The 17,104-nt window shown below is 63.9% G+C and carries 16 protein-coding genes, 1 tRNA gene and 1 pseudogene; 8 read left to right on the top strand and 10 right to left on the bottom strand.

The features are described 5' to 3' along the window. Positions 1-2 precede the first annotated feature (2 nt). The 4 genes from RMQ73_RS02545 to RMQ73_RS02530 form a co-directional block, all read right to left on the bottom strand. Positions 3-335 (bottom strand): hypothetical protein, encoded by a 333-nt coding sequence (locus tag RMQ73_RS02545; RefSeq protein ID WP_310496414.1) that lies wholly within the window; start codon positions 333-335, stop codon positions 3-5. Position 336: 1 nt separating this feature from the next. After that, positions 337-903, bottom strand: coding sequence for a hypothetical protein (locus tag RMQ73_RS02540; RefSeq protein WP_310496413.1), 567 nt, complete (start codon positions 901-903; stop codon positions 337-339). Between the two features lie 112 nt (positions 904-1,015). Beyond that, entirely contained in the window at positions 1,016-2,623 is a 1,608-nt protein-coding gene (locus tag RMQ73_RS02535) for an NAD(P)/FAD-dependent oxidoreductase (RefSeq protein ID WP_310496412.1), read from the bottom strand. Next, positions 2,613-3,800, bottom strand: a complete 1,188-nt coding sequence (locus RMQ73_RS02530) for an aromatic ring-hydroxylating dioxygenase subunit alpha (protein ID WP_310496411.1) — start codon at positions 3,798-3,800, stop codon at positions 2,613-2,615. Before RMQ73_RS02530 ends, RMQ73_RS02535 begins: the two co-directional genes overlap by 11 nt. A 46-nt stretch (positions 3,801-3,846) precedes the next feature. Between RMQ73_RS02530 and RMQ73_RS02525 the strand changes: the two genes are divergently transcribed. The 8 genes from RMQ73_RS02525 to RMQ73_RS02490 all read left to right on the top strand — a co-directional run bounded on the left by RMQ73_RS02525 (position 3,847) and on the right by RMQ73_RS02490 (position 12,622). Further along, positions 3,847-4,524 (top strand): TetR family transcriptional regulator C-terminal domain-containing protein, encoded by a 678-nt coding sequence (locus tag RMQ73_RS02525; protein WP_310496410.1) that lies wholly within the window; start codon positions 3,847-3,849, stop codon positions 4,522-4,524. A 63-nt stretch (positions 4,525-4,587) separates the two neighbouring features. Beyond that, positions 4,588-6,168, top strand: a complete 1,581-nt coding sequence (locus RMQ73_RS02520) for an MFS transporter (protein WP_310496409.1) — start codon at positions 4,588-4,590, stop codon at positions 6,166-6,168. A 10-nt stretch (positions 6,169-6,178) separates the two neighbouring features. Next, complete coding sequence (locus tag RMQ73_RS02515) at positions 6,179-7,360, top strand: CoA transferase (RefSeq protein WP_310496408.1); 1,182 nt, start codon at positions 6,179-6,181, stop codon at positions 7,358-7,360. Between the two features lie 172 nt (positions 7,361-7,532). Beyond that, positions 7,533-9,950, top strand: coding sequence for an endopeptidase La (lon, locus tag RMQ73_RS02510; protein WP_310496407.1), 2,418 nt, complete (start codon positions 7,533-7,535; stop codon positions 9,948-9,950). Between the two features lie 84 nt (positions 9,951-10,034). Next, positions 10,035-10,109 (top strand) — tRNA-Val (locus RMQ73_RS02505). An 88-nt stretch (positions 10,110-10,197) separates the two neighbouring features. Continuing rightward, a complete protein-coding gene (locus RMQ73_RS02500; RefSeq protein ID WP_310496406.1) occupies positions 10,198-11,223 on the top strand; it encodes a KamA family radical SAM protein in 1,026 nt (341 codons plus the stop codon). Between the two features lie 81 nt (positions 11,224-11,304). Then, positions 11,305-12,036, top strand: a complete 732-nt coding sequence (locus RMQ73_RS02495) for a glycine zipper 2TM domain-containing protein (RefSeq protein ID WP_310496405.1) — start codon at positions 11,305-11,307, stop codon at positions 12,034-12,036. Positions 12,037-12,127: 91 nt separating this feature from the next. After that, a complete protein-coding gene (locus tag RMQ73_RS02490; protein WP_310496404.1) occupies positions 12,128-12,622 on the top strand; it encodes a Dps family protein in 495 nt (164 codons plus the stop codon). Here RMQ73_RS02490 and RMQ73_RS02485 read toward each other — a convergent pair whose 3' ends face one another. The 6 genes and pseudogenes from RMQ73_RS02485 to RMQ73_RS02460 form a co-directional block, all read right to left on the bottom strand. Continuing rightward, complete coding sequence (locus RMQ73_RS02485; RefSeq protein WP_310496403.1) at positions 12,623-13,252, bottom strand: DUF1345 domain-containing protein; 630 nt, start codon at positions 13,250-13,252, stop codon at positions 12,623-12,625. Then, positions 13,249-14,430 carry a Na+/H+ antiporter NhaA gene (gene nhaA / locus RMQ73_RS02480; RefSeq protein ID WP_310496402.1) on the bottom strand — a complete coding sequence of 394 codons (1,182 nt, stop codon included), beginning with the start codon at positions 14,428-14,430 and terminating at the stop codon, positions 13,249-13,251. The genes RMQ73_RS02485 and nhaA overlap by 4 nt, the downstream gene beginning before the upstream one ends. Before the next feature lie 73 nt (positions 14,431-14,503). After that, positions 14,504-15,592 (bottom strand): dTDP-glucose 4,6-dehydratase, encoded by a 1,089-nt coding sequence (rfbB, locus tag RMQ73_RS02475; protein ID WP_310496401.1) that lies wholly within the window; start codon positions 15,590-15,592, stop codon positions 14,504-14,506. Continuing rightward, positions 15,589-16,458: a dTDP-4-dehydrorhamnose reductase gene (gene rfbD, locus RMQ73_RS02470; protein ID WP_310496400.1), complete on the bottom strand. Its 870-nt coding sequence runs from the start codon at positions 16,456-16,458 to the stop codon at positions 15,589-15,591. The genes rfbB and rfbD overlap by 4 nt, the downstream gene beginning before the upstream one ends. Next, entirely contained in the window at positions 16,455-16,997 is a 543-nt protein-coding gene (rfbC, locus tag RMQ73_RS02465) for a dTDP-4-dehydrorhamnose 3,5-epimerase (protein ID WP_310496399.1), read from the bottom strand. Before rfbC ends, rfbD begins: the two co-directional genes overlap by 4 nt. Beyond that, positions 16,994-17,104 (bottom strand): annotated as a pseudogene (locus RMQ73_RS02460) (glucose-1-phosphate thymidylyltransferase); the annotation flags it as partial. The gene rfbC and the pseudogene RMQ73_RS02460, both read right to left, overlap by 4 nt.

Genomic DNA, 17,104 nt, shown 5'->3' with positions numbered 1-17,104 from the left:
CCTCAGACCAGCGCAAAACCGATCGCGCCATTGACCAGATCGCGCACCGCGCCCAACGCGGCGTTGATCGCTTGTTCGACCATCAACAGGCTCATGCCCTGAAGCGCCAGCATCACCGCCCGCGCCGTGTTTTTCTGCATCTCCAGCAGCACGCTGGCCTCGGCATGGTTGACCCGGCCCAGTGCCGTCAGCCTGCCGATCTGCACCAGCGTTTGCGCCAGCTTCTTGAGTTCGCCCTCGGCAAATTCCTTCACCACCGGCCAGTCCCTGTTGAAACTGCCCTTGGCCGCGCCGATCATCGCCTTGGCCAGAGTGCCGACCGATAGTTCCGCCATCTCAGCCTCCCTGCCCACGTTTCTTGGCCATTTCCAGAGCCATCACCGACCCAAGCTGCTGGTCGAGCAAACTGTGCACCACGCCGAGCAGCGCCGGATTGAGGCGCCTGTCGCCGCGCCCGCTGGCATCGGCGGTGGCGCCATGATCGGTCCGGCAATCCAGGCTGGTATCGATGCCGTTCTGGCGCACCGCTTCCTTTTGTTCGGCATTCAGCGGCGCCGTCACACAGCCCTTGTGGAGCAGCGCCAGCCACGCAAGATTGTCGCGCACCAGCACCAGTTGCTCGATGGTGATGGCGTTCTTGTAAAGCCCGGCAGCGCGCGCCTGCAATGCCGACACATCGATGGCGGCGCGCTTGTAAAACCCCTGGTTGGCGGCAAAAGTTGCCTCGTCACCCATCGGTGCAGCATCGATGCCGACAAAGAAACTGCTCAGGTCACGCTGCAATTTCGCTGCGCCGGCATCGGTCGTCTCGTCGTAGCGCGACACAAGCTGGATATTGCTGCACGCCGACAGCACAAGACCGGCGGCGAGCACAACGGGCATGAACAGGCGGGCAGGGTGCATGGTCGGATCCTTCCGCAGACAGGCTTGAACGTCTGCCCAATCCTCTGCCCCGTCAACCGGGCCGAACGGCCTATTCCGCCCGGCGCCAGCGATATCCGATTTTTCGCCAGCGCTATCCGACCTTTCGCCAGCGGCCGAGGAACTGCCGGTCCGCCAATATCTCGCGCGCCGCATTGTGGCCTGGCGCGCCGGTCACGCCGCCGCCGGGATGCGTGCCGCTGCCGCACATGTACAAGCCGGCAATCGGGGACCGGTAGTCGCCATGGCCAAGAATGGGCCGCGCCGACCACAGCTGGTCAAGGCTCATGCGGCCATGAAAGATATCCCCGCCGATGAGGCCGAATTTGCGTTCAAGGTCCAATGGCGAATGGATTTGCCGGGCAATGACGGCGCCCTTGAAATTGGGGGCATGGTCGGTGACGCGGTCGATGATGTGGTCGGCGACCTGCTCGCGCACATCGTCCCAACTGCGACCATCCGGCAATTCGGGCGCGAACTGCTGGCAGAACAGGCTGCACACATGCATCCCCGCCGGCGCCAGACTGTCATCGACGCTGGTCGGCAGCTTCATCTCGATAATCGGGTTCTTTGACCAGCCGCCGGCGCGCGCATCGGTATAGGCCTGGTCCATGTAATCCAGACTGGGCGCGATGATGATGCCGGCGGTGTGATGCTCGGCCTTTTCCTTGCCCGGCAGCACCGAAAAATCCGGCAATTCCGACAGAGCCACATTCATGCGGAACGTGCCGGAACCGGTGCGGAATGTGCTCATGCGGCGGTTGAATTCGGCCGGCAGGTCGCTGGCGTCCACCATCTGCCGGTACAGCATGGCCGGGCCGACGTTGGCCGCCACGATGGGTGCGGTCAGCTCCTCGCCGCTACGCAAGCGCACGCCGACTGTCTTGCCGCCCGACACCAATATCTTCTCGACCGGGCTTTCGAGGCTGATGTCCACCCCGGCCAATGTGCAGGCCTTTGCCATGGCGATGGTGATGGCGCCCATGCCGCCGACGCTGTGCCCCCACATGCCCTTTTTGCCGTTCACCTCGCCAAAGACATGGTGGAGCAGCACATAGGCGCTGCCCGGCGTGTCGGGGCTGGCATAGTTGCCGACGACGGCATCGAAACCGAACGCCGCCTTGACCGCATCGCTTTCATACCAGCCATCAAGGAAATCGCGCGCCGATTTGACGAACAGATCAAGGCAATCGCGCTGCGCCTCAAGGTCCAGCCCTGCCAGCTTGCGGCCCTGCAACGCCGCCGACAACAGGGCATGGACACCGCCGCCGGCATTGGGCGGGGTTTTCAGCGATATGTCGCGCAACACTTCGGCCACACCCTCCAGCGCGGCTTCGTAGCGCGGGAAGGTTTCGGCGTCCTTCTTGGAAAACCGCGCAAATTCCGCCTGGGTGCGCGCCGTGCCGCCGCCCAGTTTCAGATAATCATTCTCCAGCGGGAAGAAGTTGGAGATCGTCCGCTCGATAATGCGAAAACCGTGTTCATGCAGCCGCATGTCGGCGATGACCTTGGGCCGCAACAGGCTGACGGTGTAGCTCGCGGTGGAATTACGAAAACCCGGCGCGAATTCTTCGGTCACGCACGCCCCGCCGATGATGTCGCGGGCCTCCAGCACCCGCACCTTGAGGCCGGCCTTGGCAAGGTAAAAGGCGCAGACCAGCCCATTGTGGCCGCCGCCGACGATCAGGACATCATGAGACATTCGGGTTCCGATGTGTGTGGCGCCGGCTCCAGCCGGGCGCGGGAGGATGGGGCAGGCGGGATTCGGGCAGGATCGCCCGCACCTTGGCGGCAAAACTGCGCAGGCATACTTCGGTTTCGCTGAGCGGCCCGACAGTAAAATGGCTGGACGACATGCCGGCCTGCACGCGCCCGACCAGCACGGTATCCTCGGCATTCACCTCGCGGTTGATGCGGTCGGAAAGGTAGCGCGCGGCGCGCATCTCGCGGCGATCATCGGGCAGTGCATAGCTGATGACGCGCAGTGCCGTCGTGGTGGGGCCAGTGGGAATGAACTGCATGAAATCGATCTGGTCGGCATAAATGTCGAACGCGATGTTGGGCCAAAGCTTGACGTACCACCAATGGCGCTGGCGGTTTTCAGGCAGGTGATCGACGCGGGGCAGGAATTTGGCATACAGCCGCTCCGACCAGCTGCCAGTGCGCGCCACATCCTGCAACGGCCCGCCCAGAAAGTCCGACCAAGGCCCGGCAATCGTCACATAATTGGGTCCGAACATGCGTTTGAGGCCCGGATGCGCCGGCAAAATGTGCAGATTATCGGAATAATTGTCGCACAAATTCTTCCAGTTCACGTTGCGCGGCCGCACCGACACCGCCCGCAAAGGCTGCATGTCCTCGAAGCGATAGGGGGCGATTTCGGCGTCCCAGGGCGCCATCATTTCGGCAACGGAAGGCAGGCCGCCTTCAAGCCGGACAAACACGAAGCCGCGCCAGATCTCCATCTCCACGCCGAAAAGGCCGTGGTTCTCAGTTGAAAATTCCGGATATGTGGACTTCAACGGCACACCCGTCAGCCGGCCATCCAGGCCGTAAACCCAGGCATGATAGGGGCAGACCAGCTTCCTGATGCAGCCTGAAACACCATCGACAAGCCGCGATCCACGGTGCCGGCAGACATTGGCAAAGGCCCGCACCACGCCATCGTCGCCGCGCAAAACGACAATAGATTCTCCTACATATTCAAGGACTTGAAAATCGCCCGCATTTGGGATACCATGCACATGGCACACGATCTGCCATGATGGCCGGATGATCCGCGCCATCTCGGCGTCATGCCATTCGGCATCACGGTAAATCCACGCCGGCAGTGACCAGCCGGCCTGTGGATCAGTGTCGATTTCGGGCCCTACAGCCACCAGATTCCCCTTCGCTATTGTACAAGTGTATAATAGCGTCGCATCCTTGGCGCAATCGCGTTACACTGCGGCCATGACCAACCCCTCTGCCACGGCCGATGACACAAGGTTGCTGGTGCTGCGCGCCCTGCTGCCAGCCCGCGACCCCGACCGCCGCGCCGCCGACCTGATTGCCGCCTGCGCCCATGTGCTGGCCACCGCTGGCGCCCGAGGCGCAACGGTGCGCGCCATCTGCGACCGCGCCGGTGTCTCGCCCGGACTTTTGCGGCATTATTTCAGCGGTTTGGGTGCATTGATTGCCGCCACCTATGTGCATGTCGCGCAGGGCGTCACCCGCGCATTGGCCGACGCCATGGAGGCTGCCGGTACCGATCCGCAGGCGCGCCTCATCGCCTATGTCACCGCCAGTTTCCGCCCGCCGATCGCAGCGCCCGAATTGCTGGCCACCTGGGCCGCCTTCTGGAGCCTGGTGCGTTCCGACCCGGCCATCGCTTCGCTGCACACCGAAGTCTATGCCGGCTACCGTGACGCTCTTCAGAAACTGCTCATGGCAGCAGGCGTGTCACCTGCCGACGCGCCGCAGGCCGCAGTCGCCATCACCGCGCTCGTCGATGGCCTGTGGCTGGAATTGTCGATGGAAACCAGCGCTTTCACCGCTGACGATGCCAACATCATCGCCCGGCGCTGGCTGGCATCATGGTTGCCGGCCCAGATCGCGACCTGAACTTCACGCCGGTTGCACTCCCCGACCGCTGCGCTACACACGCTGGCAAAAGGGGAGGACTGTTTGGCAACTTACATCAAAGAGGACGCAGCTGATCCCAAGCGCGACCGGCTGGTCATCATTGCCTCCTCGCTTGGTACCGTGTTCGAATGGTATGATTTTTTCCTCTACGGCATCCTTGCCGCGTTGCTCGGCAAGCTGTTTTTTGCCACCGGCAACCCGACGACGGAACTGTTGTTCAGCCTGTTCGCCTTTGCCATCGGCTTTTTCTTCCGGCCGCTGGGCGCGCTGCTGTTCGGCTGGTTCGGCGACCGGGTGGGGCGCAAATACACCTTCCTCGTCACTATCGCGCTGATGGGCGGTGCCACGGCCTGCATCGGGCTGCTGCCGACCTATGAACAGGCCGGTATCACCGCGCCGCTGCTGCTGCTGCTGCTGCGCACCCTGCAAGGCCTGGCGCTCGGCGGCGAATATGGCGGCGCGGCCATCTATGTGGCCGAACATGCCCCCCGGGGCCGGCGCGGCGCCTATACCAGCTGGATCCAGGCGGCGGCTGCCGGCGGCTTCATGCTGACGCTGGCGGTGGTGCTCGGCACCAAGGCGCTGATACCAGAGGCGGAATTTGCTGCCTGGGGCTGGCGCATACCGTTCCTGATGTCACTGTTGCTGCTCGGCATTTCGCTCTGGGTGCGCATGAAGCTGGCGGAAAGCCCGGTTTTCCAGGCCATGAAGGCTGCCGGCACCACATCGACCAACCCGTTCCGCGACAGCCTGAAGGCGCCGGGCAACATCGGCCGGGTGCTGGTGGCGCTGTTCGGCGTATCGGCGGGCTTCACGGTCATTTTCTACACCAGCCAGTTCGGAACGCTGTATTTTCTGCAGAACACCGCCCGCCTCGCCGAACGTGATGCGCTGCTGTATCTGGGCATCGGCGTGCTCGCGTCGGCGCCGGCCTATGTCTATTTTGGCGGATTGTCGGACCGCATCGGCCGCAAGAAGGTGCTGGTCATCGGCTATGTGCTGACGCTGCTGCTGGTGTTTCCGCTGTTCCACCTGATGGGGCGCGGCGCCAACCCGGCGCTGGCCGAGGCCGTCGCCAGCGCGCCCGTCACCGTGTCGTTGCCGGCCTGCAACTACAATGTGTTCACCAAGCAGGAAGCCGAATGCGGCAAGGCGCTGGAATATCTGTCGAAACGCGGCATCAGCTATGCCAAGCGCGACGCCGATACATTGGCGATCACTGTCGGTGACGTGACGCTGCAAGGTTTTGACAAGGATGCGCTTGCCGCCGTGCTGGCCAAGGCCGGCTGGCCCGAAAAGGCCGACCCGGCGCGCACCGTGCCATGGCAGGTCATCATCGCGGTTGTCGGCATCGGCATCCTGTCGGGCATGACCTATGCGCCGGTGGCCGCGATCCTGGTCGAACTGTTCCCGGCCAAGGTGCGCTATACCTCGATGTCGATCCCGTATCATATCGGCACTGGCTATTTCGGCGGCTTCCTTCCGGTGATCTCGCAGTACATCGTCGTCAAAAGCGGCGATGTATTTGCCGGCCTTTGGTACACGGTGGCCATCGTCACCATGGGGCTGGTCATCACCGTGCTGTTCCTGCCCGAAACCAAGGACCGGGACATCACGATCTGAGGGGGTGCATATGGCCGGACCACTGGACGGAATCACGATTCTGGACCTGTCACAGATCGTGTCGGGGCCGATGGCGGCGACGATATTGGCCGACCAGGGTGCGCGGGTCATCAAGGTCGAAAGCCCCGGCGGCGATCCGGTGCGCAGCCTTGGCCCGAAAAAGGGCGACCTGTCGTCCATGTTCATCGCCGTCAATCGCGGCAAGCAAGGCCTGTGCCTCGACCTGAAATCCGATGCCGGGCGCGAGGTGCTGACACGGCTGGTCGCATCGGCCGATGTGCTGATCGAAAACTTCCGCCCCGGCGTGCTGGCCAAGCTGGGCTTTTCGCCCGACCATCTGGCGGCGCTGAATCCGAACCTGATTTATTGCGCCATCACCGGCTTTGGCCAGGACGGCCCCTACAGCAACATCCGCGTCTATGATCCGGTCATCCAGGCCGTGTCGGGCATCGCGGCCACCCAGATCGACCGCGAAGGCACGCCGGGGCTGGTGCGCAGCCTGATTGCCGACAAGGTGACGGCGCTGACAGCGGCGCAGGCGATCACATCGGCCTTGTTCCGGCGAACGCGCACCGGGCGAGGCGAGAAGATCGAAGTGGCGATGCTTGATGCGGCCATCGCCTTCAACTGGCCCGACAGCATGTACAACGACAGTTTTCTGGATGACGCGCCGGCGCGCTGGCCCGAATATGGCGCCCAGATGCGCCTGTGGAAGGCCAGGGATGGCCAGGTGGCGATTGGCGCCCTGCAGGATGTCGAATTTGCCGCCTTGTGCCGCGCATTGGACCGCCCCGACTTGGCCGCCGACCCGCGCTTTGCCGGCACCGGCGGGCGCATCAAGCACCAGAAGGAATGGGCGCCGCAGGTGTCGGCCGAAATCGCCGCCCGTACCCGCGCCGAATTGATGGCGGCGTTCGTGCGCGAAGGCGCCGTCGGCGGCGCAGTCACGGCCCTGTCGGATGTGCCGAATGACCCGCAGGTCGTCCATAACGCCATCTGCATCGAAGTGCCGCATGACGCCGCCACGGGCCGGGTGCGCGGCGCCCGGGTGCCGGCACGTTTTTCCGGTGACTTGCCCGTGCCCGGCCCGGCGCCGCATCTGGGCCAGCACAGCCGCGATGTGTTGACGCGCGCCGGCTATGACGATGCCGCGATCGATGCGCTGATTGCCCTCCGCGCTGTTCGCGGCTGAATCGCGCAAATTGCGCATTTCATCCCCAGATGAATTGCCGCATCGGACGTTTCTGCCCTAGTCGCACCGCCGGCCTGCGGTCATATTGCCTTGAAGCGGGCGCAGGCGCACCCCAGATAGGCCAGTGTAGAACGCTGGGCCTTTGTTGCCGGCCCGCGCGGGAGTTTTGAAAATGACCGAAGACACCACCACCCAGACGCCGCCGCCGGTGCAGACGTTGCCTGTCCTGCCACTTCGCGACATTGTCGTGTTTCCGCAGATGATCGTGCCGCTGTTTGTCGGCCGCGAAAAATCCGTTTCGGCGCTGGAAGCCGCGATGCTGGACGGCAAGACCGTGTTCCTGCTGTCCCAGAAAAACCCTGCCGACGAAGATCCTGGCGCCGATGATCTGTATGATGTCGGCACCATCGCCACCGTGCTGCAATTGCTGAAACTGCCCGATGGCACCGTCAAGGTGCTGGTCGAAGGGCAGGGCCGCGCCACGCTGCTCAAGCTGCACGACAACGGCGGGCATCTGGTGGCCGATGTCGCCGATCGCCCGGACATCATTGGCGACGAAACGCGGATCGAGGCGCTGCTGCGCTCGGCATCGAAACAGTTTGAATCCTATGTCAAGATGAACCGCAAGACGGCGCCCGAAATCGCCGCCCAGATCGCCCAGATCGATGAAGCGGGGCGTTTCGCCGACACTGTCGCAGCCAATCTCGGCCTGAAGATCGTCGACAAGCAGGCGCTGCTTGCCGAAACTGATCTGCTGCGCCGGCTCGAACTGGTGTTCGGCCATATGGAAGGCGAAATGGGCGTCCTGCAGGTCGAGAAAAAGATCCGCAGCCGCGTCAAGCGCCAGATGGAAAAGACCCAGCGCGAATATTACCTCAACGAGCAGATGAAGGCGATCCAGCGCGAGCTGGGCGAAGGCGAGGACGGCAAGGACGAAGTTACCGAAATCGAGGAGCGGATTGCCGGCACCAAGCTGTCGAAGGAAGCCCGCGAAAAGGTCATTGCCGAACTGAAGAAGTTCAAGGCGATGGCGCCGCAGTCGGCCGAAGCCACCGTTGTGCGCAATTACCTCGACACCATCCTGGGCTTGCCCTGGTCCAAGAAATCCAAGGTCAAGAAGGACATTGTCGCGGCACAAAAGGTGCTGGACGATGACCATTTCGGCCTGGAAAAGGTCAAGGACCGCATCATCGAATATCTGGGCGTGCAGGCCCGCACGCAAAAACTCAAAGGCCCGATCCTGTGTCTCGTCGGACCCCCCGGCGTCGGCAAGACCTCGCTTGGCCGCTCGATTGCGCGTGCCACGGGCCGGGAATTCATCCGCCACAGTCTTGGCGGCGTGCGCGACGAAGCCGAAATTCGCGGCCACCGCCGTACCTATATCGGCTCGATGCCCGGCAAGATCATCCAGAACCTGAAGAAAGCCGGTACGTCCAATCCGCTGTTCCTGCTCGATGAAATCGACAAGCTGGGCCAGGATTTCCGGGGTGATCCGGCATCGGCACTGCTGGAGGTGCTCGACCCCGAACAGAACAAGGCGTTCAACGACCATTATCTGGAGATCGACTATGATCTTTCGGACGTGATGTTCGTGACCACGGCCAACAGCCTCAACATGCCGCAGCCGTTGCTGGACCGCATGGAGATCATCCATCTGTCGGGTTATACCGAGGATGAAAAGGTCGAGATCGCCAAGCGCCATCTGCTGGAAAAACAGTATGAAGCACATGGCCTGAAGGCGTCGGAACTGGTGATCGAGGAAAGCGCCATCCGCGATCTCGTGCGCTATTACACGCGCGAAGCCGGGGTGCGCACGCTGGAACGCGAGCTGGCCAAGCTGGCCCGCAAGGCGCTGCGCCGCATCCTTGAGGGCAAGGCGAAAAGCATTGTCATCACGGACGAAAACCTTGGCGAGTTCGCGGGTGTTCGCAAATTCCGCTATGGCGTTGGCGAGGTCGAGGACCAAGTCGGCGCCGTGACCGGTCTCGCCTGGACCGAAGTGGGCGGCGAGCTACTGACCATCGAAGCCGTCACTAGCCCCGGCAAGGGTGTCGTCAAGACCACAGGCAAGCTGGGTGATGTGATGACCGAATCCATTGCCGCCGCGCTGTCGTTCACCCGTTCGCGCGCCATCCACTATGGCATCAAGCCCAGCGTCTTTGAAAAGCGTGATATCCATGTCCATGTGCCCGAAGGCGCCACGCCCAAGGACGGGCCGTCGGCGGGCATTGCCATGGTCACCGCGATCATTTCCACCCTGACCGGCGTGCCGGTGCGCAAGGATGTGGCGATGACCGGCGAAGTGACGCTGCGCGGCCGCGTGCTGCCCATCGGCGGCCTCAAGGAGAAACTGCTGGCGGCGCTGCGCGGCGGCATCATCACGGTTATGATCCCGGCCGAAAATGAAAAGGATCTGGCCGAGATTCCGCTCAATGTGACCGAAGGGCTGAAGATCATTCCGGTTGCCCATGTCGACGAAGTGCTGGCGATTGCGCTGACGCGCCCGCTGGTGCCGATCGAATGGGCGGAGCCGGAGGAAATCCCGGTGCCGCCGGTGCTGCCGTCCGCCGATCCGGCCGTCCGCCACTAGGTTGCCGGGCGGCGGCAGCGGGGACAGCGCCGGGGGGCTTTACAGCCGCCCCGGCATGTCCTAACCAGCCGCCTCCCAAGGTTGGGGCGCGTAGCTCAGGGGTAGAGCACTGCTTTCACACGGCAGGGGTCACAGGTTCAATCCCTGTCGCGCCCACCATTACTTCCCATTTCCGCGCCAATAGCGGGCGCTGGCGGCAAATCCGGTCCAATGCCTTGCCCAGCCGACTGTCTTTCAGGGAATCGCCGTGCCATCCGCTGCCCCCGACGTTGATGCTGCGCCGTCGTGGCAGAATGATATTCGTGCCGCACGCTTGCCGCTCAAGGCTCTGCTGGACCGGCTGGGCCTTGATGCCGCCATGCTGCCCTATGGTGTGATTGCCGATCCGGCGTTTGCCATGATGGTGCCGCCGCACACGCTGTCGCTGATCCGCCCCGGCGATGCGCGCGACCCGCTGTTGCTGCAGGTGCTGGCCCGCGCCGATGAACAGGTGCCGGGCAAGCGCATCACCAGCCGCGACCCGCTCGCCGAGGCCGGGTTTACTGCCGGCCAGGGAATACTGCGCAAATATGGCAGCCGCGCGCTGCTGCTGGTGTCCGGCGCCTGCGCCATCCACTGCCGTTACTGTTTTCGCCGCCATTATGATTATGGCGCGTCCATCATTCCGCAATCGGGGCTGGACGCCGCGCTGGCCACCCTCGCCGCCGACCCTGCCATTACCGAGGTCATCCTGTCGGGCGGCGACCCGCTGACGCTGTCCGATACGCGCCTGTCGGCGGTGCTGGCGGCGCTGGCGGCGATGCGCCAGGTTCGCATCATCCGCATCCACACCCGCACGCTCACCGTCGTTCCGGCGCGCGTCACCCCCGCGCTGCTCGCCATGCTGGCCGGGCTGGGCAAGCCGGTGGTCATCGTCACCCATACCAACCATGCCCGGGAACTGGACGCCGTGGTGCAGGCAGCGCTGCTGTCGGTGCGCGGCGCCGGGGTGCAATTGCTCAATCAGGCGGTGCTGCTGGCGGGTATCAATGATGATACCGGGGTGCTTGCCGCGCATGGCCGCCGCCTGCTGGAATGCGGCGTGCTGCCCTATTATCTGCACATGCCCGACCCGGTCGAAGGTGCCAGCCATTTCGATGTGCCGCTGGCCCGGGCGCGGGAAATCGAATCGGAACTGCGCGCCGATCTGCCAGGGTATCTCGTGCCGCGTTTTGTCGCCGAAATCCCCGGTGCGCCTTCGAAAGTGCCGCTCTGGGCGTTGCCGGATACATGAACAGCGGCTGACATACGCGTTCAGGAACCTCACATCGCCGCCGTGCCAAAAGGGTGTTGCTAGGCAAGAAGGAGGCTTGAGATGGCACGCACGGCAAAGACACTGATGGCGATGACGCTGGTGGCGATGGCCGCCCCGGTGGCCGCACAGAACTGGGACCGCGACGACCGGCGCGACCGCCAGACCGCATCGCCCCGCGAAGTGCAGCGCAGCTGGGAACGGGTGCAGGACGAACGCCAGGACCTGAACCGTGCTTGGCGCCGGGGTGACCGCGACGATGTCCGCGAGGAACGCCGCGAACTGCGCCGGGCGCAGGGCGAGTTTCAGCGCGATGCCCGCGACCTTGACCGCGCTCGCTGGAACGGCGGCTGGAACAACTGGGACCGCAACGGCCAGGGCCAGGGTTGGAACCAGGGCCAGGGCTGGAACCAGGGCTATGGCTATGTCGGCAACGGCAACGGCAATGGCTGGGGCAACGGTAACGGCAATGGCCGGGGCAATGGCCGTGGGCGTGGCTGGGGCCGCGACGACTGGCGCCATGACGGCTGGCACGCCGAACATTTCTATCGCCAGGGCAATTATCGCCCGCGCAACCTTGGATACAACGACCAGATCTATGGCGGTTATGACGGGCGCTATTACTGCCGCCGCAGCGATGGCACCACCGGGCTGATCGTCGGCGGCATTGCCGGCGGCACGCTTGGCGCCGCTATCGCACCGGGGCGCAATCGCACCATCGGCGCCCTGCTCGGCGGCACGCTGGGCGCGGTGATCGGCAACAGCATCGATCGCGACCGGATCGTCTGCCGCTAAGCTGATCGATAACGGTAATGGCGTTCAGTGGCAAAAGCCGCTGGACGCCATCGGCCGTTGCGATACGCTTGGTTCTTCAAGGAGAATCGCCATGCCCAAGAAGAAAACCGCCCCCGCCGGATCCATCGACCTTGGCATGGATGACAAGCAGCGCCGTGCCATCGCGCACGGTCTGTCGCGGCTGCTGGCCGACACCTATACGCTGTATCTCAAGACCCATAATTTCCACTGGAACGTGACAGGCCCGCAGTTCAATTCGCTGCACCTGATGTTCGAGGGCCAGTATACCGAACTGGCGCTTGCCGTGGTCGTGATCGCCGAGCGCATCGGCGCACTGGGCGAGCCTGCGCCCGGTAGTTATTCGGCCTTTGCCACGCTGTCGTCCATTGCCGAAGCGGACGGCAAGCCCGGCGCCGAAGACATGGTGCGTATCCTTGCCGAGGACCAGTTGGCGGTCGTCCGCACTGCCCGCGCGGTATTCCCGGCTGCGAGCGAGGCGCACGACGAGCCGACAGCCGATCTGCTGACGCAGCGGATGCAGGTGCACGAAAAGACGGCATGGATGCTGCGCGCCAATCTGGGCTGATCAGCCGATTGCGCTGGCCACCAAGCTGACGGTCAGCGCAATCACCGCGATATTGAAGGCAAAGGCCAACAGGCTGTGCAGCAACACAAGCCTGCGCACAGTCGTCGCCGTGATGACGACATCCGACACTTGGAATGTCATGCCTATCGTGAAGGCGAAATAGCAGAAATCCCAGAAATCGGGGTGTTTGCGATCGCCGGGAAATACCAGGCCGCCGCGATCACCAGAGGCTGTTCCCGGCTGATAATAAAGATGCATGTAATGCAATGCGAACAGGCTGTTGGCGAACAGCCACGCCATGGAGAGCGAGCCCGCCGCCAGGATGAGCCCGCCAGTGGCCCGTCCGCCCTCGCCAAGTTCCTTTGCCACCGCAACCAATACCACGGCGATCACCACCATCGCGATAACACGGAGCACGCCATGCCCCGGTTCAGCCGCCCGTGATCGCAGGATGCCAACCGGGGTCCGGTGCATGCGCCGTGCCAAAGTCAGCAGAAAACCAAGGACGGCAACATCAAACCCCAGCAACAACGCCGTATCGGTGCTCAGATGGCGCAGCAGCATGGGCCATAGCAGCGCCAGAATGCCGGCAAAAACCAGAAAATGGGGAAACCGCGCCAAGGCCTTCATGGCTGCCTGCCACACCCCAGCACGGCCATGCCGACCAGCGCCGCCACCAGTGACCCGGCGATGATGCCGATCTTGGCAGAGCTTTCCTGCACGCTGCCTTCGCCGAACGCCAGCGCGGTTATGAACAAGCTCATGGTGAAGCCGATGCCGCATAGCATGGACAAGCCGGCGATTTGGCGGGTGCTGGCGCCGGCCGGCGCGTTGGCCCGTCCTGAACGCACCAGCAGCGTGATGCTGCCGAAAATGCCGAGAGATTTGCCCAGCACTAGCCCAAGCGCGATGCCCAGTGGCAGCGGCGCCGTCGCCGCCGCCATGGTCACCCCCGACAGATCGACGCCGGCATTGGCAAAGCCGAACAGCGGCACGATCGCAAACGCCACGACAGGCGCCAGCGCATGTTCCAGCCGGATCAGCGGTGAATGTGCGTCCTCGGGCAGGGCAATGGTCCGACGTAGCGGCACCGCCAGCGCCGTCGCCACCCCGGCCAGCGTTGCATGGATGCCCGAGGCGTGGACAGCGGCCCAAAGCGCCGCGCCGGCCATCAGATAAGGCCAGATCGCCATGACCCGAGCGCGGTTCAGCCCCCAGAGCAGCGCGCACAGCAGCGCCGCCGCGCCGAGCGCCGTCGGATCGAGCGTGTCGGTATAGGCAATTGCGATGATGACAATGGCACCAAGGTCGTCGATGACCGCGATGGCTGTCAGCAGCAGCTTGAGCGACGCCGGCACTCGGGGGCCAAGCAGCGCCAGCACGCCCAGCGCAAAGGCAATGTCCGTGGCCGACGGGATCGCCCAGCCGGCAAGGTTGGCAGGCACGCCGCGATTGACGATCACGAACACCAGCGCCGGCACCGCCATCCCTGCAAGCGCCGCCGCGCCGGGCAGGATGCGGCGCGGCCATGACGACATTTCGCCGTCGATCATCTCGCGCTTGATCTCAAGGCCGACGAGCAAGAAAATCAGCGCCATCAGCGCATCATTGATCCAGTGCAGCACCGACAACGGGCCGAGCATCCGGTGCAGGATGTGAAAATAGGCCCCGGACGCTGGCGAATTGGCGATCAGCAACGCCGCTGCCGCCGCCGCCATCAGTACATAACCGCCCGCCGCTTGTGTTTTCAGCAGGGCGCGAATGGCTGTCGCCCGGCGGACAACATGGGAGGAAAGGCGGCGTATCACGCCCCAAGTCTAGCGGTACTGTGCCAGGTTCCCCAATGATTTCGGACTTCAACTGCCCGATTCCGGGCCAGCTTCAACGCCCTGCGTAGTTGGTGTCCACCCATGTGCGATAGCTGCCGTCCATGATGGCACGCCACCAGGGTTCGTTGCCCAGATACCAGGCCAGTGTGTCGGCAAAGCCCTGTTCGAACGTGCGTGTCGGCGCATAGCCCAGTTCGGTGCGGGCCTTGGTTTCATCGATGGCGTAGCGGCGGTCATGGCCGGGCCGGTCGGTGACATATGTCTTGAGGCTGGCGGTTGCCACGCCCTTCGCTGCCGGCGCGCCGGGGAAACGCAGCACCAGCGCCGGATCGGCGGCAAAGGCGGCGTCCACGGCAGCGCACAAGGTGTCGATGACAGTGATGTTGGGCAGTTCGGCGCCGCCGCCGATGTTGTACACTTCGCCGATGCGGCCACGGTCCAGCACGGCGGCGATGCCCCGGCAATGATCCTCGACATGCAGCCAGTCGCGGATCTGCATACCATCACCGTAAATCGGCAGCGGCCGGCCATGCAGGGCGTTGATCAGGAACAGCGGGATCAGCTTTTCCGGAAACTGGAACGGACCATAGTTGTTAGAGCAATTGGACGTGGTGACAGCCAGGCCATAGCTGTGGTGCCAGGCGCGCACGAGATGGTCGCTGGCGGCCTTGCTGGCCGAATAGGGGCTGTTGGGGGCGTATGCCGTGGTTTCGCTGAACGCCGGGTCATCGGCGCCGAGGCTGCCATAGACTTCATCGGTCGATACGTGGTGGAAACGGTGTGGCTTGCCGTCGCCGGCCAGCCAGACAGCGCGGGCGGCATTGAGCATCGACAGCGTGCCTATGACGTTGGTGTCGACAAAAGCCGAAGGCCCGTGCAGCGAGCGGTCAACATGGCTTTCGGCGGCGAAATGCACGATAGTGTCGATGTTGCGGCCTGCCAGCAGTGTTTCCACCAGCGCGGTGTCGCGGATATCGCCGTGGATGAATTCCACATCGGTGCCGGCCAGATTAGCGCGGTTGCCGGCATAAGTCAGCGCATCGAGCACGACGATGGTGTCATCTGGGCGATGTGCCGCCCAGAAATGCACGAAATTGGCCCCGATGAAGCCAGCGCCGCCCGTCACAAGCATCCGTGTCATGTGCGGTTACCAGCGTGCATCTTGATGTCCTTGAGGCAGTCGCGCAATTCCGCCCGCCAGTGCCGCGCCGGGCCGATCAAAGCCGTGCTCGCGGATTTGTCGAGCACGCCATAGGCCGGGCGCCGCGCCGGGGTCGGATACTCTTCGGTCCGGATGGGAATGACCGGCACTTCGCGGGCCAGCAAACCGATGGCCAACGCCTCTTCCTGGATGGCGACGGCAAAATCATACCAGCTGGCAACGCCGGCGTCTGTCCAGTGAAACACGCGCGTCTGGCCCTGTAGCGCCCAGATGGCGCGGGCCAGGCTGGCGGCATGGGTGGGGGTGCCGATCTGGTCGGCAACGACACGCACCTCGTCGCGTTCACGCATCAGCCGCAGCATGGTGGCGACGAAATTGTTGCCGGTGGCGGCATAGACCCAGGCAGTGCGCACGATCAGCGGGGCACCGTGCAGGTCGCGCGCAGCTTCCTCGCCAGCCCATTTGGTGCGGCCATAGGCGCTGACCGGGTTGGCCGGGGCATCGGGCAAGTAAGGCCGGCTGGCATTGCCGTCGAAAACGAAATCGGTCGAGACATGCACCAGCCGCGCCCCGGCATGGCGGGCGGCGCTGGCGATCAGGCCGACGGCGTTGACGTTGACGGCGCGGGCTGCAGCCTCGTCGCTTTCGGCGCGGTCAACGGCGGTGTAGGCGGCAGCGTTGATGACCAGATCGGGATGCGCGGCAGCGACCACGGCATCGACCATGTCCGGGTCGGTGATGTCGAAATCTGCCTCGGCCGGAGCCGTTATGACGGCATCGGACGGCGCACAGGCCTGCAAGGCGCGGCCAAGTTGTCCGGCGCTGCCGGCGATCAGGACCTTCATGGAAACACCTCCGCATCTGCAAGGCACGGCGCGGCAGCGTCCTTGGCGGACAGCGTCGGCGACACCGTTGTCGGCCAGTCGATACCGATGGCGGGATCGTCCCATCGCACCGACCGTTCACTGGCCGGATCATACAGGCTGGTGCATTTGTAGAGGAAATCGGCCGTGTCGCTCAGCACGACAAAACCATGTGCAAAACCCGGCGGCACATACAGCATTTGCTTGTTGGTATCGGACAGTTCGGCGCCCACCCACTGCCCGAAATGCGGCGAGGAACGGCGGACATCGACCGCGACATCGAACACGGCGCCCTGTGTCACGCGCACCAGCTTGCCCTGCGGATTCGCGAGTTGATAATGCAGCCCGCGCAGCACGCCGCGTGCCGACCGGCTGTGATTGTCCTGCACGAACGTCGCACCAATCCCGGCAGCTGCAAACACCGATGCATTCCAGCTTTCGAGGAAAAAGCCCCGGTCATCGCCGAACACGCGGGGCGTGAGCAGCATGACGCCGGGCAGGGCGGTAGCCTCGACCTTCATCGGCCCAGCCGCAACTGGGTGAGCAGATATTCGCCATAGCCCGATTTGCGCAGCGGCTCGGCAATGCGTGCCAATTGCTCGTCGTCGATGAAGCGCCGGCGCCAGGC

Source organism: Sandarakinorhabdus sp. (assembly GCF_031430775.1).
In the GTDB taxonomy this organism is placed as follows: Bacteria; Pseudomonadota; Alphaproteobacteria; order Sphingomonadales; family Sphingomonadaceae; genus Sandarakinorhabdus.
Note: the sequence above shows the minus strand (reverse complement) of the source record. Positions and strands in the feature narration are given on the sequence as shown.

Coding starts and splice junctions, on each gene's coding strand:
- RMQ73_RS02545 (WP_310496414.1), bottom strand. CDS start 335: ATGGCGGAACTATCGGTCGGCACTCTGGCCAAGGCGATGATCGGCGCG.
- RMQ73_RS02540 (WP_310496413.1), bottom strand. CDS start 903: ATGCACCCTGCCCGCCTGTTCATGCCCGTTGTGCTCGCCGCCGGTCTT.
- RMQ73_RS02535 (WP_310496412.1), bottom strand. CDS start 2,623: ATGTCTCATGATGTCCTGATCGTCGGCGGCGGCCACAATGGGCTGGTC.
- RMQ73_RS02515 (WP_310496408.1), top strand. CDS start 6,179: ATGGCCGGACCACTGGACGGAATCACGATTCTGGACCTGTCACAGATC.
- lon (WP_310496407.1), top strand. CDS start 7,533: ATGACCGAAGACACCACCACCCAGACGCCGCCGCCGGTGCAGACGTTG.
- RMQ73_RS02495 (WP_310496405.1), top strand. CDS start 11,305: ATGGCACGCACGGCAAAGACACTGATGGCGATGACGCTGGTGGCGATG.
- RMQ73_RS02490 (WP_310496404.1), top strand. CDS start 12,128: ATGCCCAAGAAGAAAACCGCCCCCGCCGGATCCATCGACCTTGGCATG.
- RMQ73_RS02485 (WP_310496403.1), bottom strand. CDS start 13,252: ATGAAGGCCTTGGCGCGGTTTCCCCATTTTCTGGTTTTTGCCGGCATT.
- rfbB (WP_310496401.1), bottom strand. CDS start 15,592: ATGACACGGATGCTTGTGACGGGCGGCGCTGGCTTCATCGGGGCCAAT.
- rfbD (WP_310496400.1), bottom strand. CDS start 16,458: ATGAAGGTCCTGATCGCCGGCAGCGCCGGACAACTTGGCCGCGCCTTG.
- rfbC (WP_310496399.1), bottom strand. CDS start 16,997: ATGAAGGTCGAGGCTACCGCCCTGCCCGGCGTCATGCTGCTCACGCCC.